At 37.9% G+C, this 23,678-nt stretch carries 27 protein-coding genes; 25 read left to right on the top strand and 2 right to left on the bottom strand.

What is annotated here, in order from left to right:
• Positions 1-235: 235 nt before the first annotated feature.
• Entirely contained in the window at positions 236-589 is a 354-nt protein-coding gene (locus tag OC533_RS04025; RefSeq protein ID WP_003727117.1) for a winged helix-turn-helix transcriptional regulator, read from the bottom strand.
• Positions 590-716: 127 nt separating this feature from the next.
• Here OC533_RS04025 and OC533_RS04020 point away from each other — a divergent pair, with 127 nt between their 5' ends.
• The 9 genes from OC533_RS04020 (at position 717) to OC533_RS03980 (ending at position 10,129) form a co-directional block, all read left to right on the top strand.
• A complete protein-coding gene (locus OC533_RS04020; protein WP_077957581.1) occupies positions 717-1,883 on the top strand; it encodes an MFS transporter in 1,167 nt (388 codons plus the stop codon).
• Positions 1,884-2,090: 207 nt separating this feature from the next.
• Positions 2,091-4,109, top strand: coding sequence for a BglG family transcription antiterminator (locus OC533_RS04015; protein ID WP_070753412.1), 2,019 nt, complete (start codon positions 2,091-2,093; stop codon positions 4,107-4,109).
• 14 nt (positions 4,110-4,123) lie between these two features.
• Positions 4,124-4,453, top strand: a complete 330-nt coding sequence (locus OC533_RS04010) for a PTS lactose/cellobiose transporter subunit IIA (protein ID WP_003766105.1) — start codon at positions 4,124-4,126, stop codon at positions 4,451-4,453.
• A complete protein-coding gene (locus OC533_RS04005) occupies positions 4,454-4,789 on the top strand; it encodes a PTS sugar transporter subunit IIB (RefSeq protein WP_003766106.1) in 336 nt (111 codons plus the stop codon). It abuts the gene before it with no gap.
• A 19-nt stretch (positions 4,790-4,808) separates the two neighbouring features.
• Complete coding sequence (locus OC533_RS04000; protein WP_003771099.1) at positions 4,809-6,134, top strand: PTS sugar transporter subunit IIC; 1,326 nt, start codon at positions 4,809-4,811, stop codon at positions 6,132-6,134.
• Between the two features lie 22 nt (positions 6,135-6,156).
• Entirely contained in the window at positions 6,157-6,885 is a 729-nt protein-coding gene (locus OC533_RS03995) for a glucosamine-6-phosphate deaminase (protein ID WP_262265228.1), read from the top strand.
• Positions 6,885-7,838: an aldo/keto reductase gene (locus tag OC533_RS03990; protein ID WP_194323325.1), complete on the top strand. Its 954-nt coding sequence runs from the start codon at positions 6,885-6,887 to the stop codon at positions 7,836-7,838. The genes OC533_RS03995 and OC533_RS03990 overlap by 1 nt, the downstream gene beginning before the upstream one ends.
• Positions 7,839-7,855: 17 nt before the next feature.
• Complete coding sequence (locus OC533_RS03985) at positions 7,856-8,623, top strand: sugar phosphate isomerase/epimerase family protein (protein ID WP_194323326.1); 768 nt, start codon at positions 7,856-7,858, stop codon at positions 8,621-8,623.
• 114 nt (positions 8,624-8,737) lie between these two features.
• The gene (locus OC533_RS03980) at positions 8,738-10,129 is read left to right on the top strand and encodes a collagen binding domain-containing protein (RefSeq protein WP_185543219.1); all 1,392 of its coding nucleotides are present in this window, start codon (positions 8,738-8,740) and stop codon (positions 10,127-10,129) included.
• A 40-nt stretch (positions 10,130-10,169) separates the two neighbouring features.
• On the opposite strand, the gene OC533_RS03975 is transcribed toward OC533_RS03980, so the two are convergent.
• Positions 10,170-10,646: a hypothetical protein gene (locus OC533_RS03975; protein ID WP_185501398.1), complete on the bottom strand. Its 477-nt coding sequence runs from the start codon at positions 10,644-10,646 to the stop codon at positions 10,170-10,172.
• A 133-nt stretch (positions 10,647-10,779) separates the two neighbouring features.
• Between OC533_RS03975 and OC533_RS03970 the strand changes: the two genes are divergently transcribed.
• The 16 genes from OC533_RS03970 (at position 10,780) to OC533_RS03895 (ending at position 23,617) form a co-directional block, all read left to right on the top strand.
• The gene (locus OC533_RS03970; RefSeq protein WP_262265227.1) at positions 10,780-11,262 is read left to right on the top strand and encodes a PH domain-containing protein; all 483 of its coding nucleotides are present in this window, start codon (positions 10,780-10,782) and stop codon (positions 11,260-11,262) included.
• Positions 11,255-12,739, top strand: coding sequence for a PH domain-containing protein (locus OC533_RS03965; protein WP_160464035.1), 1,485 nt, complete (start codon positions 11,255-11,257; stop codon positions 12,737-12,739). The genes OC533_RS03970 and OC533_RS03965 overlap by 8 nt, the downstream gene beginning before the upstream one ends.
• A gap of 150 nt (positions 12,740-12,889) precedes the next feature.
• A complete protein-coding gene (gene hemG / locus OC533_RS03960) occupies positions 12,890-14,269 on the top strand; it encodes a protoporphyrinogen oxidase (RefSeq protein ID WP_185484316.1) in 1,380 nt (459 codons plus the stop codon).
• Between the two features lies 1 nt (position 14,270).
• Positions 14,271-14,627, top strand: coding sequence for a holo-ACP synthase (acpS, locus tag OC533_RS03955; RefSeq protein WP_003761296.1), 357 nt, complete (start codon positions 14,271-14,273; stop codon positions 14,625-14,627).
• Positions 14,628-14,645: 18 nt separating this feature from the next.
• A complete protein-coding gene (alr, locus tag OC533_RS03950; protein WP_010990665.1) occupies positions 14,646-15,752 on the top strand; it encodes an alanine racemase in 1,107 nt (368 codons plus the stop codon).
• Between the two features lie 205 nt (positions 15,753-15,957).
• The gene (locus OC533_RS03945; protein WP_003761302.1) at positions 15,958-16,236 is read left to right on the top strand and encodes a CopG family ribbon-helix-helix protein; all 279 of its coding nucleotides are present in this window, start codon (positions 15,958-15,960) and stop codon (positions 16,234-16,236) included.
• A 3-nt stretch (positions 16,237-16,239) separates the two neighbouring features.
• Positions 16,240-16,587 carry a type II toxin-antitoxin system PemK/MazF family toxin gene (locus OC533_RS03940; protein WP_010990666.1) on the top strand — a complete coding sequence of 116 codons (348 nt, stop codon included), beginning with the start codon at positions 16,240-16,242 and terminating at the stop codon, positions 16,585-16,587.
• A gap of 251 nt (positions 16,588-16,838) precedes the next feature.
• Complete coding sequence (locus OC533_RS03935) at positions 16,839-17,675, top strand: RsbT co-antagonist protein RsbRA (RefSeq protein WP_003771126.1); 837 nt, start codon at positions 16,839-16,841, stop codon at positions 17,673-17,675.
• A gap of 5 nt (positions 17,676-17,680) precedes the next feature.
• The gene (locus OC533_RS03930; protein WP_003721457.1) at positions 17,681-18,037 is read left to right on the top strand and encodes an STAS domain-containing protein; all 357 of its coding nucleotides are present in this window, start codon (positions 17,681-17,683) and stop codon (positions 18,035-18,037) included.
• Between the two features lie 2 nt (positions 18,038-18,039).
• Complete coding sequence (locus OC533_RS03925; protein ID WP_010990667.1) at positions 18,040-18,450, top strand: anti-sigma regulatory factor; 411 nt, start codon at positions 18,040-18,042, stop codon at positions 18,448-18,450.
• A 16-nt stretch (positions 18,451-18,466) separates the two neighbouring features.
• The gene (locus OC533_RS03920; protein ID WP_070753402.1) at positions 18,467-19,471 is read left to right on the top strand and encodes a PP2C family protein-serine/threonine phosphatase; all 1,005 of its coding nucleotides are present in this window, start codon (positions 18,467-18,469) and stop codon (positions 19,469-19,471) included.
• Between the two features lie 149 nt (positions 19,472-19,620).
• On the top strand, positions 19,621-19,965 hold the full coding sequence (rsbV, locus tag OC533_RS03915; RefSeq protein WP_003721460.1) for an anti sigma b factor antagonist RsbV: 345 nt from the start codon (positions 19,621-19,623) through the stop codon (positions 19,963-19,965).
• Complete coding sequence (gene rsbW / locus OC533_RS03910; protein ID WP_003761314.1) at positions 19,949-20,422, top strand: anti-sigma B factor RsbW; 474 nt, start codon at positions 19,949-19,951, stop codon at positions 20,420-20,422. Before rsbV ends, rsbW begins: the two co-directional genes overlap by 17 nt.
• Positions 20,400-21,179 (top strand): RNA polymerase sigma factor SigB, encoded by a 780-nt coding sequence (gene sigB / locus OC533_RS03905; protein WP_010990669.1) that lies wholly within the window; start codon positions 20,400-20,402, stop codon positions 21,177-21,179. Before rsbW ends, sigB begins: the two co-directional genes overlap by 23 nt.
• Positions 21,180-21,779: a PP2C family serine/threonine-protein phosphatase gene (locus OC533_RS03900; RefSeq protein ID WP_003771134.1), complete on the top strand. Its 600-nt coding sequence runs from the start codon at positions 21,180-21,182 to the stop codon at positions 21,777-21,779. It begins immediately after the preceding gene.
• Between the two features lie 203 nt (positions 21,780-21,982).
• The gene (locus OC533_RS03895; RefSeq protein ID WP_262265226.1) at positions 21,983-23,617 is read left to right on the top strand and encodes a SulP family inorganic anion transporter; all 1,635 of its coding nucleotides are present in this window, start codon (positions 21,983-21,985) and stop codon (positions 23,615-23,617) included.
• Positions 23,618-23,678 lie beyond the last annotated feature (61 nt).

The raw sequence follows: 23,678 nt of genomic DNA, 5'->3' as shown, positions 1-23,678 counted from the left end.
AACTTTGCAAGAAAATCAAACTTTCTGTTGTAGCATTAGTAAGAAATACTACAAAAAATTTTGGAATATCAAATCTAGGAGCTTATTTAAGAAAAATAGCGGTAGATAGAGTCATTATTTTTAAAAATCATGTTGAGACGGAAAATATTACTGTAGAACTCAATAAGAGCGGTAATAAGATTAATCAAAGTGAAGAATAGAAAATATTGAAATTATAAATAGTGCTATTTTTCTATTAATCTCGTTTCAACAAAACAATATCTTCATTCTTCGTCAGCAATAAATCCACATGATTCTCGCCCCATAAGCAAAGTTTGTTCAAAATCTCCGACAACGATTCGCCGTACTCACTCAATGAATACTCAACTTTCGGTGGGATTTGCTCATATACTTTACGAACAATAACTCCAGATTTTTCCAGCTCGCGCAATTGTTGTGTGAGCATTTTTTGTGTGATGTTGGGGATGAGTCGTTTTAATTCGCCAGTTCGTTTTTTGCCTTCGCGTAAATGGCAAAGGATGACTGGCTTCCACTTACCGCCTATAACTTCAAGTGTAGCTTCGACACCAATATTATATACTTTGGTCATTATTATCCTCCTATAGGCACTTTTTAGTATCTATATGACTTTCAAGTACCTTCTTGTTATTTTGTACGGTATATAAGATACTGTATAACAGAACGAAACAATTTGCAATTTTTTAGGGGGAAATAACGTGGATATGAAAAAAGTAAATCCTAATTTGACACTTTTGGCGCTGGCGATTAGTGCGTTTGGGATTGGTTCAACAGAATTTATTAGTGTAGGGCTTCTTCCACTGATTTCTTCTAGTATGGGTGTGTCGATTAGTTCAGCGGGATTAACTGTATCGATTTATGCGCTAGGTGTGATGGTGGGGGCGCCGGTTTTAACAACAATGACGTCGAAAATGAACCGTAAAAATCTACTATTATTAGTAATGTTAGTATTTCTGATAGGGAATCTTGTCTCGGCATTTGCTGTAAGTTTTGGAATGCTCCTTACCGGGCGGGTAGTGGCGGCATTTGCGCATGGGGTGTTTATGTCGATTGCTTCGGTTATTGCGGCAGATGTCGTTCATCCGAGCAAACGAGCTAGTGCGATTGCTGTGATGTTTACGGGGCTAACAGTGGCAACAGTGACTGGGGTGCCACTTGGAACCTTTATCGGGCAACTATTTGGCTGGCGGGTGTCGTTTCTGTTTATTGTTGCGATAGGCGTGATTGCGATTATTGCCAACTTCTTTTTAGTTCCAAAAAACTTATCTAATGCAAGTAGTATTTCATTTAAATCGATTGGGCAATTATTAGTTAATAAAAAAATCGTGATGGTATTACTCATGACGGCGTTTGGTTACGGGGGCACATTTGTTGTTTATACGTATTTATCGCCAATGTTTAGCAATATGGGTTATTCGACAAGTATGATAGTTATTTTACTGATTATTTATGGTGTGATGGTTGCGATTGGGAATACGATTGGTGGGCATTTTGCGAATGAGCGCCCAGCTAAAGCACTTTTCGTGATGTTTAGTTTGCAAGGGATTACGTTATTATTGCTTCAATTTACGTCGACCAATGCTATTTTAGGTTTAATTACTATTATGCTAATGGGATTTTTCGCGTTTATGAATGTGTCTGGATTGCAGCTTTATGTGGTGCAATTAGCAGAACGGTATTTGCCAGAAACGGTGAGCATGGCTTCTGCGCTTAATATTTCTGCGTTTAATATTGGAATCGCGCTCGGAGCATTTATTGGTGGATTAGTAACGGAATATATTGGTTTAAGTTATACACCAATTGTCGGATTTTTGATGGTTTTCATCGCAATTATTTTAACTTTCTATATGAAAAAAGATAAATAGTTCAAATAATAGGCCTTTTACAGTGAATGTAGAAGGCTTTTTTTGTGCTTTCGGTAGGTCTGACCTATTCCGGCAAGGTTTTTTTCCAGTTATAGTAAAATGGATAGTTTTTTTGTCCCGACAGGTCTGACAAAAATAGCTATATAGCTTATTGTAAGCCCTATCATGAAAATGATAAATTGAATTTAGAAAGAGGAGTGATACCTGATGAAACTAAATCAGCAGTGTATTCAAATTTTAGATTTTCTTATGGAGCAGGAAGATTTTAAAAATATTGGTTATATTTCTAACGCGCTTGGTTGTTCGGAGCGCAGTGTTCGTTATAGTTTGGAAAAAATCGATGTTTTTCTCCATGAGCAAACGTTGCCAGCTCTTATCAGACATACGAGGAAAGGGGTGCTACTTCCAGAAAAGAACATCATAAATCCGGTGGTGAGTAAGTTCAAACAGCAAATCACGCCGAAAAAATATCGTTACAGTCAAGAAGAAGTACAGCAATTTTTACTATTAAAGCTTCTTTTAAGTGAAGAAGTGCTCCCGGTTACATATTTTGAAGAAGTTCTTTTTATTTCAAGATCTTCTGTGCTAAATCATCTACGCGCAATTGAAGGTGAACTTTTTTTAAATAACTTGGATTTGTCCCACCAACCGCGCCATGGATTTCTCGTTACAGGTAATTTAATTACGAAAACATCCCTTTTTGCGAGGAGTTTCTTGCGTTTTATTAACATCCGAGAATTTTATCAGTTTTTAGATTCAGAAAATAGCTTATCTAAAAAAGGAGAGTTATTTTTTTATAACCTTTTTGAGATGGAAGTTTTGCAGGAAGTGAATCGTGAGGCACATTCGGTTGAAGAGAATATGACGCGTGCGATGGATGAGCAACTTTATTTAACCTTAATTGCTATTTTACTAAAACAACATGAAACGAAAGTAGATTTTAAGTTTAAAGCGGATTTTGCGGTGACAGATGAGCTAGATAAAGCGCTAGAAACGATTATTGGCTCGCTCAAGCAGTACCAATATGGGAGTGAAGATGAAGCTATCATTGAAGCTTTTGTAAGAGGTATTTGCGAAAAAATGGGCGAAATTTATCAAGTGGATTTTGTGCATGGTGATACGGATTTTTTTACACAAATGAAGGCACATATTAAGTTAATGATTCGGCGTGTTCGAGCAGGGGTTATTATTGAAAATCCGATTTTTAATGAATTTATGCGTGATAATCGCGAAATTTTTATGCGGGTGAAGGAAAGTTTGGAAGCATTAAAGCCAGTGTTGCCGATTTCTGTTAGTTCTCAAGAAATTTCATTTTTAGCGATTTACTTTGCATCTGAGGTACAGCGAAATAAACAAACTGTTGAAATGAAGCCAAACTTATTGATTATTTGTCCAGAAGGTGTCGCAGTGTCAAATATGATTGCGATTCAGCTAAAACGAATGTTTGAATTTGAATCGGTTCAGACGATTGGTCTTAGAAAATTTAAGCGTGATATGATGAAAGATTTTGACTTTGTTATTAGTACAGTGGATTTACCAGATATGCAAGATGCTAAAGTGCTCAGAATTAATAGCTATTTGCAAAAAGAAGATATGGAATTACTGCAAAAGCATTTACGAATGAAGTTGGTTAAAAGTGATAAGCAGATTATTAACAAATTTAGTAAGATTTTAGCGATTATAGCGGAAAATACGCAAATTAATAATTTAAGTAAGTTAGAGTTCGACTTATTGGAAGCGCTTATATCTGATGAGGGAGAGGCGCCAAGGAAAATTATCCCGCCATTTCAATTTACAGAAGAGGCCATCATTATGGAAGAAAATTGTCCTACTTGGCGAAAAGCAATTAAACTCGGAACAAAATGTATGGAAAAGCTTGGGGTAATTGAGCCTAGTTATCATGAAAAAATCATCCATAATTTAAAAGTTTATGGGCCATATATGGTTGTTGCGCCAGGTGTTGCGATTGCGCACGCGGGCGCAAGTGATGGTGTTTTGATGGATGGTATAGGGGTGACGATAATTGAGGACGGGATTATGTTTTTTGATAGATACGAAAAGCCGGTTCATGTCATTTTCACCTTGGCCTTAAAAACAAAAGAGGCACATTTAATCGTCGAACAATTAATGAAATTAGCGCTGAATGAAGAAAAAATGCAAAAAATTAAAATGGCTAGCTCAAAACGTGATATTTATCATTACGTTAAGTCAGCTATCTTTGAATGAGAGAGGGTTTCATAATGGACATAGAAAAAATATCGTTTTCACTAATATCGCTAGCGGGGGATTCATTTTCTAAATTAATTGAAGCATTACAAGCCGCAAAAGAATCGAACACAGAACTAGTAGATCAGCTTTTGAAAGAGGCGGATGATTTAATGATTGAAGCGCACAAAGTACAAACTGAAATGCTTATTCAAGAAACGAGAGGCGAACAAGCCAGTTTTTCTGTTTTACTCGTACATGCGCAAGATACCTTGATGAATACTATTTTAGCATCGACGTTAATTCGTGAAATGATTGAAATGCATCAAGAAATGAAAGCATTAAAAAAAGAGGAGGAAAAGTAAATGGAAATAAATCAATTACATGTACTTCTAGTGTGTAATCTAGGTGCATCAACCGGAGTAATGGTAACAAAAATGAAAGAAATTGCCCAAAATAGTGAAAAACTAAAGAATACAGATGTAAAAATCGAGGCACATCCTGCTGGAGAATTACGTGAGCATATTGAAGACTTCGATGTTATTTTAGTCGGGCCTCAAATTAAACACCAACTAAAACATTTAAGTGAAATCGCAGCTGAATATAATAAACCAATCCAAGTCATCGATACGAAAGATTACGGCACAGTCAACGGCGCAAACATTTTAAAAGACGCGATTATCCTTAAAATGAACAAATAAAAAAGTGGAGGGAAACAACATGTCGAGTAAAAACAAACAATCTTTTATGAACCGTTTTATCGCTTTTATGGAGAAGTATTTTGAGCCAGTCGCAGCTAGAATTGAAAAACAACGCCATATTTCCTCAATAAAAAATGGGATGATTGCTTTGATCTCGGTTTTAATTATTGGATCATTTTCGCTGATTATTTCAGCAATCGGAAATATGTTTCCAGCGGGTTCTGTTGTGAAAGAATTCTTTGTTCAAAACGCAGCAGCACTTAACTTACCGTTTCAATTTACGTTTGGATTACTATCGATTTATGCTGCCATAACTATTTCCTACAGCCATGCAAAACAAATGAAAGTACCCGTGTTACATAGTGTGATGGCCGCTGTCATGGTAACACTCATCCTCAATACGAAAATGGTTGACGGGGTTCTAAATACAGAATTTCTAGATTCAAGAGGACTCTTTATCGCAATATTTGCAGCACTTATTTCTGTTGAACTTATCGGTTTGTTTATTAGAAAAAATATTACGATTCAAATTAAAGGATTACCAGCGGGGATTGCGACTACTTTTGAAGCGATTATTCCACTCGTAGTACTGCTATTCAGTGCTGTTGGACTTAGTATTCTAATGCAAAGTGTGACGAGCGGGCAAATTATTCCAGAAGCCTTCACGACGATGCTAGCTCCGGCGATTAATAGCATTGATACACCTTATGCAGTGTTCCTTATCTGTTTCCTTGAAATGCTATTTTGGTTTATCGGTCTAAATGGTTATGCGATTTTGATTGGTTTTGTGCTTCCATTTATGACACAATATTTAGGAGCGAACGCAGCTGCGTATGCGGCAGGAGAACCAATTCCGTACGTATTTGCGCCAAACTTCTGGGATTACTTCATGGGATTCTCAGGTTCTGGTATTACAGGAGCATTAGTTATTCTGGCCTTATTTAGTAAATCAAGAGAATTAAAAGCAGTCGGAAAAGTGTCTGTCGTTCCAGCGATTTTTACGATTTCCGAGCCAGTGGTATTTGGACTTCCAATCTGTTTTAACCCATATTTATTTATCCCATTCGTACTTGGAACACCTATTTTAGCAGTAGGTCAGTGGTTTGTGTTCCACTTTGGTTGGGTTCGTCCACCGATTGCAAATGTAGGCGGGACACCGATTCCACTCGCACAGTATTTAGCGACCATGGACTGGCGCGCGATTATTTTAATCATCTTCGTTCTCGCAGTAGCAGTTTGTATGTATTATCCATTCTTTAAAATGTATGAAAAGAGCTTAATCAAAGAAGAAACAGTGGTATCAGAACGTCAAGCGGCGCACGATGCACTGGACTTAGATTTCTAATACAGGAAGGTTGATTAAAAAAATGAAATTAATTATTAATGAAAATGAACAACTCGTCGCGGAAACGGTAAGCCAAAGAATCATCGAATTGGTAAAGGCGAAACCAGCAAGCCTCATTTGTATCGCTGGTGGGGATACGCCGTTACTTACGATCGAAGCTCTAATAAAAGCTAGTCAAACTGGGGAAGTAGATTTCAGTCAAACGCAATTTGTTGGTTTGGATGAATGGATTGGCTTAGGGCGCGAAACAAAAGGCAGTTGTATCCAAACGTTGTATGATGCGTTTTTTGACCGTTTAGAAAATGTTTCTAATGAACAAATTTGCTTTTTTGACGGGAAGGCGGAGGATTTAGCTGCCGAATGTGCTCGGGTAGATGCCTTTATTGATGAGCGAGGCGGGATGGATTTTATTTTATTAGGGATTGGACTTAACGGGCATATTGGCTTTAATGAACCTTTTGTGCCGGTGGATGTGAACTGCCACGTGGTAGAGCTCGATGCTGTAACAAAACGTGTAATGAGCAAATATTTCGATACAGACTTACCGCTAACACAAGGAATTTCCCTTGGAATGAAGCAAATTTTAGCGGCGAAAGAAATTTACTTAGTAGCTACAGGAGCGAAAAAAGTCGACATCGTCAAACAAGTAATTGAAAAAGCGCCAACAGTTGCGATTCCTGCGACGCTTGTAAAAGAAGCAAATACAACCCTTGTAATTGATAAAGTAGCGGCTAGTGGGGTGATGGCATAATGGAAAAAATTATTGTTCAAGGAAGAAAAAATGGGAAACAAATCGAGATAGCTTGTTCGAATTTAGTCATGGGAGCTGGAGATTTTTTACGCGCTGATAATATGGATTTTGCTGGTCCGGTATTAGATCAATATTTTGAAATGGGCGGAAATATATTTGATACCGCGCGCCATTATCGTCATAGCGAAAAAGCAATCGGCACGTGGATGAAAGCTCGTGGTAACCGCGATAGTGTAATTATCCAAACAAAAGGCGGACATCCGGTACGAGAAGCAAGCGATGTGCCACGAGTTACGGCAGAAGCAATCCATGAAGATATTTCCGTTAGTTTAGACACGCTACAAACAGATCATGTCGAATTATTTGCACTTCACCGTGATAATCCAGAAGTAGAAGTGGGTGAGATCATGGAAGCAATGCATCAAGAAGTGGAAGAGGGCCGGGTATATGCTATTGGACTATCTAACTGGGAATTGCCGCGGATTATCGAAGCAAACGAATATGCAGTAAGCCATGGTTTAACCCCACTAAGTTTCAATAGCCCTAATTTTAGTTTGGCAAAAGTGAATCGACCACGCTGGGAAAATTGTGTTTCAGCAAACGAAGCGATGATTAACTGGCATGAAAAAACAGGCTTGCCGCTATTTTCTTGGTCGTCACAAGCTGGCGGTTTTTTCTCCGGTCGATTTTCTAAAGAAGATAGAAGCGATACGGAAATGGTAGAAGTTTATTATAGTGAAGCAAACTGGGAACGATTCAGTCGCGCCAAACAACTCGCTAAACAAAAGGGCTGTACACCAATTCAAATTTCGCTCGCGTATGTTTTAACACAATCTTTCCCAACAGCCGCAGTTATCGGACCGGAAAATGCTGCTGAACTTAAGTCATCTATTTTGGCAGCAGAAATTACATTAACGCAAGCAGAAGTTGACTGGCTTGATTTAAAGGCATAAGGAAAGGCGGAGAGAAAATGGATATTCAAGCTAAAATAGCAGTCCAACTATATTCAGTACGAAAAGAAATGGAACGCGATTTAGAAGGTACGCTGCAGAAAATTCACGAAATCGGCTTTCGTTATGTGCAACTTGATGGCATGCGAGGCAATAATCCGGCAGAGGTTTTACGCTTACTTCAAAAATATGAGTTGAAAGTTATCGGGATGCACATTAAACACGACCGCTTTATGAATGATTTAGATGGTATTATTGAAGAAGCTTATTACTTCGGTTGTAAAACAGTTTTTGATAAATATATTGAAGAGGAAGACCAAACAACTGCGGGTTACATTGCAACAAAAGAAGCACTCATAGAAGCAGCAGGAAAGTTACACGGACTTGGTTTTCGCATCGGTCTTCACAATCCGGAATACGATTTTAATGAATGCATCAATGGCCGCCGAGTGATGGATTTTATCACAGATCCAGTTAATGGAATTTGCATTTACGCAGAACCAGATACGTACTGGATTAAAGCAGCCGGACATGATGAAACGGAATTTATTAAGCGATACAGTGGGCGGGCGCCAATTGTTCATATGAAAGACTTTATAAGTGGTTTTGAGCTAGAAGATATGGATAATAATCTCGTTGAAATGGGCGAGGGTGAAGTAGATTTCCGCGCTATCATCGAGTGGGGCGAAACAAATGGAGTGGAATATTACTGTATCGAGCAAGATAGATCGAAACGAAATATGTTCGAAACTTTAGAAGCAAGTTACAACTATTTATTAGAACTATAGTAAAAACGCCAGAGATTTTTCTCTGGCGTTTTCTTATGTGAAAATAGTAGCAACGTTTACAACGAGTAAGGTTTGGGAATGTACATGTAGATGTTTTAAGGGGGAATGAAACAAATGAAAAAAAAGTGGCTAATTTTCGCAATCATTTTTTTAATTGCAAGTGGATTTTTGAGCCCAAAAGCAGAGGCTGCAACAGATTACGGTAGCAGCTTTTTTACTAATGTAGCTTTGCAAAATCAAAACGGGGATCCAGTTACTAATTTTAAAGAAAATAGCAAAGTGCGGGTAGCGTATGATTTTGTTATTACGCAACCTGTTGTAAGTGGAGAGACAATGACATTAACGATTCCGGATCAGCTAAAATTAATCAATTTCGGTGGTTTTCCAGTGAATGATGCATCAGGAAATACTATTGCGAATGCGACAATTGATCCAGCAACAGGAACGATTACCTTAACTTTTACAGATTACGTCAATACACATACAAACTTAAGTGGTAGCTTGTTTTATAATGCCACTTTTAACAGCAAGAATATCCAAACAGACCAAGTGAATCCAATCCAGTTTCCAGTAAATAACACCACGCAAACCATTAATACTTATATAAGCAAAGTAACAACAGGTGGCGGTACTGGCTCACCTACTATCGTCTTTAAACAAGGTCGAATGGATGATAAGGACACGAGTATTATTCATTGGACTGTGACTCTAAACAATGCACTTACACCGATTGATAATGCGATTTACACCGATACACTTGGAACTGGCCAAAATCTTCTTGGAAATGCAACAATCAAATACCGCGATGCAAATAAAAAAGTTCTATCAACCAGCGTCCAACCAATTGCGCTCGATAGTAATCGTAATTTTGAATTAACAATCGGTACACTGAACAATCAATCAGTCGTCATTACTTACGATACTAAAATCACTACGAAACAAAAAAGTTATACAAATAAAGCCACTTTATCAGGTGACAATTTAGATGCAGTTTCAAGAAATGCAACCGTTAATGATTACGGAAGCGGCGGACAAGGGACAGGAACACCGCCACCAACACCGCCAGTTAAAGAAGAACCACCATTTATCCCGGCAGATAAACAACCAATTGAAAAAATCGTTGAAACAGACTTTGGACCAATTGAAGTTGTCAAAGATTCCGAACAAGACGGTAAAATCAAAGTCATTTATAAAGTGAAAAGTGGCGATACTTTACCAGGCGTTGCTAAAAAATTCGATGTGACTGTTGCAGAAATCAAAGACTGGAACCATTTAAGCTCGGATAATTTACAAACGGGACAAAAACTACAATTAACTATCGAAAAAACACTACTATCAAAAATTACCGTCCCAACTCCGCAAAAAGTGACTAGTACAACGAGAGTGAATGGGGCAGTAAACGCATCTGGCACTTTGCCACATACAGGTGACGAAAGCCCTCTAATTCCATTTTTGGCTGGAGTAAGTTTGGTTGCAATCGGTTTAACTTTTGGACGTAAAAACTAAAAAAAGGAAGCGCTGAATTTCTCGAGCGCTTCCTTTTATATTATAGAAGGTGACCTTTTTTTCGATGTGTCACGGTTTGATTTTTCGATTTATCATGAAACGATTTGGAATTTTTGTTTGGCTTTTCGGGAAGATTGATAGTTATCGTTTTGCTTTCTGTTGTTCCATCAGCCATTTTTGCGATAATAGTCACTAAATTATTTCCGGGCTCCAAGTTTTCTAATGTAAATTGGTGATTTTCAGTATTACCGGCAATTTGTTGGGTCTGATTATTTGTTTTAATCGAGATTGTTGCAGCGGTATCTGTTTGAAACATTAATTCTGCGCTATTTTTCGTCGTTTCGATATAAGGGTTTTGAATGGAATAAGTTAGGAACATTTCCATTAATTCGCCTGTTGTTGCAGTTGTATAGGTGACTCCTGTTGATTCTTTTTTCGCATGGGCAATTTCTGGAAGCCAGTTTAAAGTTAGCGACAAAAGCGCAACTATTAATAGAACGTAACCTTTTTTCTTCATCATTCTCACCTCTTCTTTTTCCATTATAAAAAAGAAATATGAACAAATTATGAATAAAATATGATAGTTTTAAAAAATCGCTACCAATTTGGATGGTTTTAACGTAAGATAAAAAGAAAAAAGGAGTAGAGCAATGGAACTTGAAAATTTAGAAAAGAAATTACCGAAGAAAATTAAAACTGTATGGCGGCAAACAGAGGGAATTGCTGTTTTTGTTTTTCTTGTTTGTTCGGTGGCCGCGGAAATTATTTTATATTATGCTGGAGCCTCGGTTTGGTGGAGTGCTATTGGATTTGGTTTCACTCTTTTATATGCCGCTTTTATTTACTTATTCATTATTCCGTTTCGTTTTGCGAGGTGGAGCTATCAAATTAAACCTGATGAAATGGAAATTCAGCACGGTATTATTTTTAGAAGTCGTGTATTAATTCCAATGATTCGCATCCAACACGTGGAAACGGAGCAAGGCCCACTACTTAGAAGACAAAAATTAGTTTCCTTATCAATTACAACAGCTGCAAGGACACATAAGATTGAAGCGGTAAACGCATCCGAGTCAGATGAACTTAGACATCATATCCTTGAGCTTGTGAAGGTGGCGAAAGAAGATGTTTGAAGAAAGACGCCTCCATCCAATTGCTCTAATTAAAGAAATTATCACAAACGTAAGGCGCAATATTGTTCCTATCGTCGTCGGTTTGTTTTCTGTTTTTCGCGCAATTAATAGCAACGGTTACTTACCGAACTGGGCTGTATATCTTATTATTGTCATCGTTATATTGCTCGTTTTAACCCCCGCGGTTTTAAAATACATTACATATAAATACACACTGGAAGACCAAGGGATTCGTATTAAATACGGTTTGATTTTCCGAAAAAATACTTACATACCTTATGAACGCATTCAAACCGTCCAAAAGAAACAATGGTTTTTCTTTATTCCATTTAACGTCTGCCAAATTTTAATTGAAACAGCAGGTGGTAATGGTAAAGCGGAGGCCGACTTAGTTGCTGTTCCTGTGAGCGTGGTCGACGAATTGAAGGATTTACGTGACGGGAAAAAAGCAACCATACAAGATGAAGTGAAAGAAACCGAAGATCCAGAAGTAGAAGTGCTTGAGACAGAAGAAGCTCCAGAAAAAACGGTGATGTTACAAACAAAACAACTCATATTAATGGCCGTAACATCAGGTGGAGTTTTCGGAACGCTCCTAATCGTCCTCGCATTCATGCAACAATTCCGTGAAGTCATTCCGACAGATTGGATGGAAGCTCAAGCAGAAGAATTATGGAAAATGGGAATAATTGTACTTATTGTCTTAATCGTTTTGATTCTCCTAGTATTATGGGGCATCTCGATTGTTACGACCCTTTTTAAATATTTTCAGTTCAAACTAATGAAATACCCCAACTCCCTAGTCGTGGAAAAAGGATTATTAGAACGAAACCATACAACTATATCACTTGCCCGGATTCAAGGAATTACCATTATTGAATCACCACTACGACAAATGCTTGGACTAGTTGCTGTCAAGGTAATTACAGCCGGCAACTCAGGTGATGAAAAACAATCAGGCGACATTTTACTCTTACCAATCATGAAAAAAGAGTTAGCCTTAAAAACGTTAAAAGAAATGCTACCCGATTATTTATTTGAAATAGAAGAAATGGAACGTGCTCCAAAAGCAAGTTTGCGCAGATTTTTGCAGATTTACCTCATTTGGACAGTTATTCCAGCTATCATAGCAAGTATATTATTCTTCCCACTTGGCTTAATTAGTATTATTTTACCAATTTTAGCGGGAATAAAAGCGATAGCAAGTTACCGGGCGACTGGGGTTTTCATGGATACACACACACTACTCGTACAGTCACGACCAATTTTCTCTAAGTTAACCCATATTATCCGTAAAGAACGAATCCAAGGTTTAAGCTTACGACAAAGCATTTGGATGGAAAAAGGGGATTCCCGCCATTTAAACGTCTGGCTTAAATCAGGCAGTACGAGCGCTGAGGCATATGTGCGATATTTAAATCAAGACCAAGCAATAAGCGTATACAACTGGTACAGCCCATCAAAAACGATTAATTAATAAATAGAACATTCAATTCCTAAAAAATCTGTGGAGGTAAACGCATAGGTTTTTGGAAGCGAATGTTCTATTATTTTTTTTCAATTAGGTGGAAATCTGGTAAAATAGAAAGAATAAACGACACAAGAGATAGAGAGGATTGGTTAAGTAGTGAAACACATAGTGATTATCGGAGGCGGATTATCGGGGCTTGCAGCAGCTTATGAACTACAAAAAACACATCCGAATTATACGTGGGAATTAGTTGAAAAAGACGAGAAATTAGGCGGGAAATTTGAAACAGTAAAACGGGACGGATTTTTAATTGAAAAAGGCCCAGATTCCTTTTTAGCTAGAAAGCCTGCTGGAGTGGGCTTAGTGAAGGACTTAGGGCTCGAAGATAAATTAATTGCAAATGCGACAGGACGGTCTTACATTTACCATCAAAAAGCGCTTCATCCAATTCCAGAAGGTTCTGTGATGGGAATTCCAACTGATAGAGAAGCACTTCTAGCTAGCACGCTTGTCTCTGAAATAGGCAAAGCACGCGCACTCCAAGAACCGACAATCGAACCAAATAATCAAGAAACAGATCAGCCACTTGGCGAATTCTTTGAGGCGCGTTTCGGCAAGGAATTAGTGAAAACAATCATTGAACCTCTTTTATCAGGAATTTACGCGGGTGATATATACAAAATGAGTTTGCGTGCTACATTTCCGCAATTTGAACAAACCGTCAGAAAGTATGGAAATCTAATGGACGGGTTGAAGGAAAGTACTATGCAAACAACTGGCACAAAAGGAACCATTGGCGCCTTTCGAACGTTAGAAGGAGGCTTAGACCGTTTACCAAAAGCAATTGCCGACGCTCTGCCAGCTGAAAACTTGCATACAGCGAAACAAGCAACACAAATCACGAAAAAAAATACTTCTTATGAAATTTCTTTTGCTGATGGAGATAAAAAAGTAGCAGATGGCGTTATTATTGCAGCTACACATGATGCCCTGATTCATTTGTTAGCAGAAACAACGACAGCACCTTTTGCAGGACAACCACTAACGACACTCGCGACCGTTTCATTAGCTTACGACGAAAAAGATGTACCAATTTTGCCGGATGGAACAGGTTATTTAGTTGCTCGAACCGCACCGTATAAAACAACTGCTTGTACTTGGGTGCAAAAAAAATGGCCTCACATGGTACCAAAAGATAAAATGTTATTACGTGGCTTTGTTGGTAAAGCTGGTGAATCTTGGTTAGAGCAAGCAAGCGATGAAGCAATCGTCACTGCTGTACTAACGGACTATGCGGAAATAATGGATTTACATGCCGCACCACTTTTTTATGAAGTAAGTCGAATGAAATCAGCCATGCCGCAGTATTTAGTAGATCACCAAGATCGTCTTAAACAATTGAAAAAAAACATCCAGACAGACTATCCAGGCGTTTATTTTGCAGGGATGAGTTACGAAGGTGTAGGAATTCCTGACTGTATAGCTGGAGCGCAAACTGCGGTTACTGAATTAGCAGATTTCTTGGAAGAGGTGTAACATGATTAAAGGAATTGGACTCGATATGATTGATTTAGACCGTGTAAAACAAGCGGTCGAAAAGAACCCTCGCTTTATCGAACGAATTTTAACAGAAAAAGAAACAAAACAATATGAAAAATACGAAGGTAGCCGTAAAATTGAGTTTTTAGCAGGACGTTTCGCAGCGAAAGAAGCTTATGCGAAAGCCAATGGAACCGGATTTGGTAAACATTTAAGTTTTACTGATGTAGAAATTTTGCAAGTAGAAGATGGGCGACCTCACGTAACGATGCCGATAAAACAAGGTGAAACTGTTTTTGTGAGTATCACCCATACAGCCAGATCAGCCGCAGCTCAAGTGATAATTGAACAATAGAAAGGAAAGTGAACGATAGTGGTAACAGGCTGGCACCGTCCGACATGGATTGAAATTGACCGCGCAGCAATTCGCGAAAATATAAAAAATGAACAAAATAAACTACCAGATAAGGTGGCACTTTGGGCCGTAGTAAAAGCAAATGCATACGGTCACGGAATTATTGAAACAGCAAAAATAGCGAAAGAAGCCGGAGCAAAAGGTTTTTGTGTCGCTATTTTAGATGAAGCTCTTGCTTTAAGAGAAGCTGGGTTTCGAAATGAATTTATTCTCGTCCTAGGAGCAACTAGAAAAGAAGACGCCAACCTTGCTGCTAAAAATAATATCTCAGTTACTGTTTTTAGAGAAGATTGGTTGGACGATTTAACTTTAGAGGCGCCACTCCGGATTCATTTAAAAGTAGATAGTGGCATGGGACGCCTTGGTATTCGTAGTAGAGAAGAAGCACAGCGAATCGAAACAACAATAGCGATAGATCATCAAATGATTTTAGAAGGTATTTATACGCATTTTGCGACAGCCGATCAATTAGAAACAAGTTATTTTGAACAACAATTAGCAAAATTCCAAGCAATTTTAAGTAGTTTAACAACACGCCCAACATTCGTTCATACAGCAAATTCAGCAGCTTCATTGCTACAACCGCAAATTGATTTCGATGCTATTCGCTTTGGGATTTCGATGTATGGTTTAACACCTTCCACGGAAATTAAAAATAGTTTGCCCTTTGAACTTAAGCCTGCACTTGCACTTTATACGGAAATGGTTCATGTGAAAGAACTAGCGCCAGGTGACAGTGTTAGCTACGGCGCAACTTATACAGCAACCGAAAAAGAGTGGGTTGCGACATTACCAATTGGTTATGCAGATGGCCTTATTCGCCATTATAGTGGCTTTCATGTTTTAGTAGAAGGCGAGCGGGCACCAATTATCGGAAGGATTTGTATGGATCAAACCATCATAAAACTTCCTCGTGAATTTCAAACTGGTACAAAAGTAACGATAATCGGTTCAGATCATGGAAATAAGGTAACAGCAGATGATGCAGCAGAATATTTAGGCACAATTAATTATGAAGTTACTTGTTTGTTAACGGAGCGCATACCAAGGAAATACATCAATTAGAAGGTAATATTCGTGCTTTTTTTAAGAGAAGCCTTTATAATCTAACATATGAAACTTTATAGCTATATATAGGACTTAAGGGAGTTCCTAAGCTGAAACTGTAACATTCTTAACAATAAAATGCGAAATAACTCTTTTCTTCATGGCGTGATAATGGTACGATATAGTTGTTACTTACAGGTACGAGGCTTTGGGGGTGTGACACGTGTTAGAGAAAGAAAAACGGATGATAATATCCGTAGAACTGACACAGGAAATGGTACAAGAACTCGACGTAGTTGTAGAAAAAGAAAAAATGGGGCGGAGTGAAGTTATAATGGAAGCAACGCAACAATTTTTACAGGAGAAAAGAGCTCGTGAATTAAGAGACGAGATGGAACGCGGCTATGCAGAAATGGCGACGATTAATTTCGCTATCGCGTGCGAGTGTACTCATGTCGAAGCAGAGGCAGAAGACAGGAATATTAGTATTTTAGGAGGTTAATGGCTGATGGTGAAGCGTGGTGACGTTTACTACGCGGACCTTTCCCCCGTGGTCGGAAGCGAGCAAGGGGGAATAAGGCCTGTTCTCATCATTCAAAATGATATTGGTAATAGATTCAGTCCAACTGTGATCGTGGCAGCAATAACTGCAAAAATTCAAAAAGCGAAGTTGCCGACACATGTGGAAGCTACTCGTAAAGACGGCTTTGAAAGAGATTCTGTCATTCTATTAGAACAAATTAGAACGATAGATAAACAACGCCTGACAGATAAGATTACACATTTGGACGAGGAACTAATGGCCAAGGTAAATCAGGCACTTGAAGTCAGTCTAGGAGTAGTAGAATTCTAAACAATCCTAAAGAAATAACATACAATGATGAATGCAGGCAAAGGGTCTGACGTAAAAAAAGATAATTAATACATAAGAAAATAATTAACTAGTCTGGCTAAGCAAAAAGGGCATCAGAAACCTACAAACAACGCGTAATCAACCTATTCGCTAAATTTGTTTCTAATGTCTTTTTTTAAAGAATAGTTAATCAAACCGCATAATAATAGAGAAAATTTTGTTAACAATGGAGAAAGGTTGGAAAATAACTGATGTATAAAGATTTTGCAAACTTCATCCGTACAAATAAAAAAGACTTACTAAATAATTGGATGAATGAAATGGAGAAACAATCAGATCCGCTTATTAACGACATCGCTAAAGAACCGATGTACGAAGAAACAAGCATTGAATTTGTTGATTTGATTGTCTCGAATATTACTGAAAATGGCTCTAAGTTTAATGAAAAACTTGATGATTTTGCAGAGAAAGTGGTCCACCTAGGTTGGCCGATTCATTTTGTCACCACTGGCCTACGAGTTTTCGGGCTTTTAGTATATACAGCGATGAGAGATGAAGATTTATTCTTAAAAAGAGAAGAAAAACCAGAAGATGATGCCTATTATCGCTTTGAAACATGGCTTTCCTCCATGTATAACAAAGTGGTCACTGCCTACGCGGATACGTGGGAAAAGACAGTTTCTATCCAAAAAAGTGCTTTACAGGAATTATCCGCACCACTTTTACCAATATTTGAAAAAATTTCTGTAATGCCGCTAATTGGAACGATTGACACAGAAAGAGCTAAGTTAATCATAGAAAACTTACTAATAGGCGTTGTAAAAAATCGGTCAGAAGTGGTTTTGATTGATATTACGGGAGTTCCTGTTGTTGATACAATGGTTGCGCACCATATCATTCAAGCATCAGAAGCAGTTAGACTTGTCGGCTGTCAGGCAATGCTTGTAGGTATTAGACCAGAAATCGCGCAAACTATCGTTAACTTAGGAATTGAATTAGATCAAATTATCACGACCAACACAATGAAAAAAGGCATGGAGCGTGCGCTAGCCTTGACGAACAGAGAGATAGTAGAAAAAGAGGGGTGAATACTGTGGGGATACCAATCTTAAAGTTAGGTGAATGTTTATTAATTTCTATCCAGAGTGAATTAGATGATCATACTGCGGTAGAGTTCCAGGAAGATTTACTTGCAAAAATCCATGAAACGTCGGCCAGAGGAGTAGTCATTGATATAACTTCGATCGATTTTATTGATTCATTTATTGCAAAGATTCTTGGAGATGTAGTAAGTATGTCTAAATTGATGGGTGCAAAAGTGGTTGTAACTGGAATACAGCCAGCAGTTGCGATTACACTAATTGAACTCGGAATTACGTTTAGTGGAGTGCTTTCGGCGATGGATCTTGAAAGTGGTCTTGAAAAACTTAAACAGGAATTGGGGGAATGAACATGACATTCCAATCCTGTGTAAAGATAATTAATGAATGGGACATTGTGGCTGCACGACAATTAGGTAGAAAAATATCCAAAGAAATTGGCTTTGGAACGGTTGACCAAGCAAGAATTACAACAGCCATCAGTGAACTAGCAAGAAACATTTTCCTTTATGCTGGACGAGGAGAGATTTGCATTGAAAAAGTAAGCGAATCCGGTAAGCAAGGAATGATTATTGTGGCCAAAGATAAAGGCCCAGGAATTGTAGATATTAGAAAAGTAATGCAAGATGGTTATACTACATCTGGCGGTCTTGGAGCAGGTCTTCCGGGAGTTAAACGCTTAATGGACAGTTTTGATATTGAATCCAGCATTGAAGGCGACACAAGAGGAACGGTAATTACAACAACGAAATGGGTTCGGTAAGGAGAGCTAGAAAAAAATGGAAAAAGCTTTTGAAGGAAAATACCGTGATATTCTTATTCAATATTTAGAACATCAAGATGAAGAAATTCTTTATACTTGCGAAAAATTATCCAGAGAAGCTATGGAAGAGCGAGTTTCACCAGAAGAAATTGTCCATTTACATCGCTCAGTTCTTGAATTATACGGAAAAGAGTTGCCAGATTTTGTACGATTATCATTTGATGTATTACTCGAAATAATGGTAGGTTACGGCTTAGCTTATATGGAACATCTGAGTCTAAGAACCGAACAAAAAGCGTTACGTAGCGAAATTGCTCAAGCAGAAGATATGCAAAAAACCTTAATGAAAACAGATGTGCCAGAACATGATGCACTTGATTTTGGCGTTATAAGTGTCGCAGCAAGACAAATGAGTGGCGACTACTATAGCTTTACAGAAGAAGGTGATAAGCAAATTGGTATCGCGCTCGCTGACGTTATTGGTAAAGGAATCCCGGCTGCATTTAGTATCTCGATGATAAAATATGCTCTAGCAGGAATGACTGGTGACGACCGAAAACCATCCATCGTCCTAGAAACACTGAACCAAGTAGCGGAAGAGAACATTAATGATAATATGTTTATCACGATGTTTTACGGGCTTTATCATGAAGATACGCATTTGTTTGAATATGGTTCTGCTGGACACGAACTAGGTTTATATTACCAACATAAAGAAAACAGCTTTTCTGATTTATATGCCAAAGGTTTACCTCTTGGTGTTGATAAAAATGCTGTTTATCGTCAATTTGATAAGAAAATTGAAGTTGGAGACGCTATTTTTATTATGTCAGATGGTGTTACTGAAACAAGAACAGCAAATGGATTTATCGAACGAGAAGAGTTAACAGAAATTATAGCAGCGCATATTTCATTATCAGCTGAAAAAATGGTACATGCAATTTATGATCAATTAGTTAAAATGCAAAACTTTGAATTGCATGATGACTTTACACTTATTTGTATTAAACGAACTAAATAAGTCCAAAGTAGAGACGTACCTCATTCTTTAAAGAGCATTTACTGGTGAGTAAACGTATTTAAAGAGTGGAACGTTTTTATTTTTTAATGTTTTAATTTTATTTGTTAGGGTAAAATCGACAGTATACTTAAATTAGATGGGGTGAAGTGATGAATATTAGTATAGAAATAAAAGAACGTGATACTGACCACATAGACATATTTGTTGCTGGGGAGATCGATGCTTATACAGCGCCAAAGGTAAAAGAAGCACTTGAAGTATATCAAGTAAAAGAGGGTATTGTACTTAGAATTGATTTAACAGAAGTAAGTTATATGGATAGCACCGGTTTAGGCGTATTTGTAGGGGCTTTCAAAAGCTTACGACAACGCCAAAGTGAACTTGTCTTGTTTGGTTTAAGCGACCGACTTTTCCGATTGTTTGAAATCACAGGATTGTCAGATATCATTGAAATCAAAAATGTAGAGGGTGAAATGAATGGCAACAATGCATGACAAAATTACATTACAACTTCCTGCCAAACCTGAATATGTTAGTTTAGGTAGACTGTCATTATCAGGAATTGCAAGTCGCGCAGGATTTTCTTATGAAGCAATTGAAGATTTGAAAATAGCTGTAAGTGAAGCCATCACTAATTCCGTAAAACATGCATTTAAAGGTGAAGAAGATGGTGAAATTACTGTAGAATACCATATCTATGAAGACAAATTAGAAGTTCGTGTTTCTGATAATGGAACAAGCTTCGACCTAGAAACTCGTAAACAAGAAATTGGCCCTTATGAAGTGGGTGAAGATGCGGAGATGATGCGCATCGGAGGGCTAGGTTTATTTTTAATTGAAACATTAATGGATGATGTGAAACTTTATTACGATGAAGGGGTTTCTGTCGTAATGACCAAATATATTAATGAAAAGCAGGTGGAGGAGAATGCCAAAAGTATCTCAACCTGATAAAGAAGCAAAAGAAAAAGTCTATATTTGGATTGCCGCTTACCAAGAAGACGGTGACGAAGATGCCCAATATAATTTAGTCATTCATTATAAAAACTTAGTAGAATCAATTGCCCGCAAATATTCTCAAGGTAAATCTTTTCACGAAGATTTAGTTCAAGTTGGAAATATTGGTTTGCTTGGTGCTATTAGACGTTATGACGCTACTTTTGGGAAAAGCTTTGAAGCATTTGCTGTGCCGACAATTGTTGGCGAAATTAAACGTTTTTTACGTGATAAAACATGGAGCGTTCATGTACCACGTCGAATTAAAGAATTAGGTCCAAAAATTAAAAATGCCGTGGAAGAGCTAACAAGAGAACTACAAAGCTCACCGCAAATTAGCGATATTGCAGATTTTATTGGTGTCACGGAAGAAGAAGTTTTAGAAGCAATGGAAATGGGAAAAAGTTACCAAGCACTTTCTGTAGATCATTCGATTGAAGCAGATTCGGATGGAAGTACCATTACTTTACTTGATGTAGTTGGTGGTACGGATGATGGATTTGAACGTGTGAATCAACGTATGCTTTTAGAGAAAGTTCTCCCTGTTTTAGATGAGCGAGAACAGAAAATATTGCAATATACATTCATTGAAAATCGTAGTCAAAAAGAAACTGGTGAACTACTCGATATATCACAAATGCATGTGTCTAGAATCCAACGTCAAGCTATTAAAAAACTTCGAGAGGCGTTGCAGAATGAGGAAGTGGAGTAAATGAACAAGGCGGTTGAATCAAATAATTTATTTGTATTTCAACGTTCTAAAGCATTACAACAATACTGCGGGGATGTTTATTTTACCCATGAAGACAAAAATGGTTTTTTGTATGTTCTTTCTGATGGACTCGGAAGTGGGCTTGAGGCGAATAGAGCCGCCAAAGCGACCGTTGAAGCCATAAAGGAAGATATTCATGCGGATATTACTGATATGCTTGAAAAAGCTAACCAGGCCGTTTCTGGACTTCGTGGTGCTGCGATAGCAATTATTAAAGGTGACTACTTAACGAAAACACTTTACTATACTGGTATGGGTAATATCCGATTTTATATGATTGGTATAGAAGATAAGCTTATTTTTCCGCTTTCTGGCTCTGGATTTTTATCCGGAAGAAAACAGAAGTACCGGATGCAATCTTTTAAATACAAACCAGGCAGTAAGTTTTTGATGCATTCAGATGGGCTTGTTCTTTCTCGTGTTCGAAAAAGTCTCGAATCACCACTTTGTGTAGTGAAAATAGGACATTTAATCGAGCGAAATATACTTGATATTCCAACAGATGATGTAACTTTCATGATTGGAAAATTTCCAGAATAACGAAAACACCTTTTAAACGAGCGATGGTTTAAAAGGTGTTTTTTAAAATCGGGTGTGAGAACTTAGTCTATTTATGGTATATTAGAATAGAGCGCTAGTTTTTATACTTAATCATGTGATAAAAATCACTTAGTAAGCGTGAAGCGATATTGCTTTGCGTTTTTTCGCGCGGATTAAAATATAAATAAGAGAGAAGGAGCAAATTGAAGAAAGTTTTATCGAATAGTGTAAAAGGTTATACGTGGGCGAGATTTAGAAAAGACTTGCTTGCGGGGATTATCGTGGGCATCATTGCTTTACCACTGGGGATGTCATTTGCGATTGCTTCAGGAGTAAAGCCTGAATACGGGATTTATTCAAGTTTTGTTGCTGGTATTATTGTTTCCATTTTTGGTGGTTCTAGATTTCAAATAGCGGGGCCGACTGGGGCGTTTATTCCTGTATTACTTGGAATCGTCTTAACTTATGGTTATCAGGATTTACTTGTAGCTGGGATGATGGCTGGGGTTTTACTTTGTTTAATGGGGATTTTCAAACTTGGAACGTTAATTAAATTTATTCCGCGCCCGGTAACTATCGGTTTTACAGCGGGAATTGCCGTAACGATTTTTATGGGGCAAGTGGGGAATTTCCTTGGATTAACTGGAATGGAAAAACATGAATCATTTATAGCAAATATGAAAGAGATCTGGCTACACTTAGATTCATGGAATTTCTATAGCGTGTTGATTTCCTGTATTTGTATGTTTGTATTATTTGTTTTTCCAAAAATTTTACCACGAATTCCAGCACCACTCATTGGTCTTGTGATTACGACCGGGATTGCTATGCTGTTTTTCAAAGACGCGCTTCCAACAATTGGATCGGCATACGGAGAAATCCCGAGTACTTTTCCACCATTCCAATTTCCTGATATGACATTTGCTAATATGAGTAAATTGATTGGGCCGGCTTTTGTTATTGCGATGCTCGGCGGGATTGAATCGCTTCTTTCGGCTGTTGTAGCGGATGGGATGACGAATTCAAAACATAATAGTAATCGTGAATTGATTGGGCAGGGTATTGCAAACATAGTGACGCCAATGTTTGGTGGTATTCCAGCAACTGGCGCAATTGCAAGAACAGCGACCAATATTAATAATGGTGCCACTAGTCGTGTTTCAGGAGTTATTCATGGGATTTTTGTATTGCTTACGTTACTTGTCCTTGCACCAGTCGCTATTAATATTCCGATTGCAGCAATGGCGCCGATTTTGATGTTAGTTGCTTGGAATATGAGCGAACGAAAAACATTCCAACATATTATCAAATTAAAATCAGGCGATACTTTAGTGCTTGTTATTACTTTTTTATTAACGGTTTTTGCAAGTTTAACAGTAGCGGTTGAAGTGGGATTATTGCTTGCGGTCGTGCTATTCGCTAAACAAATGGGCAGCTCGATGCAAATTGAAGAAATTGAACCAGAAGGCGCCGAAATAGCTCCTCATTTACATGATAAAATTAGCATATTTACGATTCGCGGTCCGCTTTTCTTTGGAGCAGCACAAATTTTTCAACAAAATATTATTAAAGCAATCCATGTGAAACCAGAATTTCTTATTTTGCGAATGGGAAAAGTGCCAATTATCGATGCTACGGCAGAAGGTTATTTCCATCAAATTGAAAAAGAATTTTCGAAGCAAGGTGGGCAAATCTTGATTACGGGCCTAACAGACAAAGCAAAAGAAAGTCTGAAAGGTAGCGGACTTTATGACCGAATTGGGGAAGAACACTTCTTTTTACACACCGAAGACGCGGTCCATTACGCGGAAAATGCTTTAAGTGAGCTTAGCAGATAGCTTTTGTCAGTTGAAACGTAATTATGTTACACTTAATAGATAATGAAATAATTGGAGGCTA

It is taken from the genome of Listeria sp. Marseille-Q6474, assembly GCF_946902005.1.
GTDB classification, from domain to species: domain Bacteria; phylum Bacillota; class Bacilli; order Lactobacillales; family Listeriaceae; genus Listeria; species Listeria innocua.
Note: the sequence above shows the minus strand (reverse complement) of the source record. Positions and strands in the feature narration are given on the sequence as shown.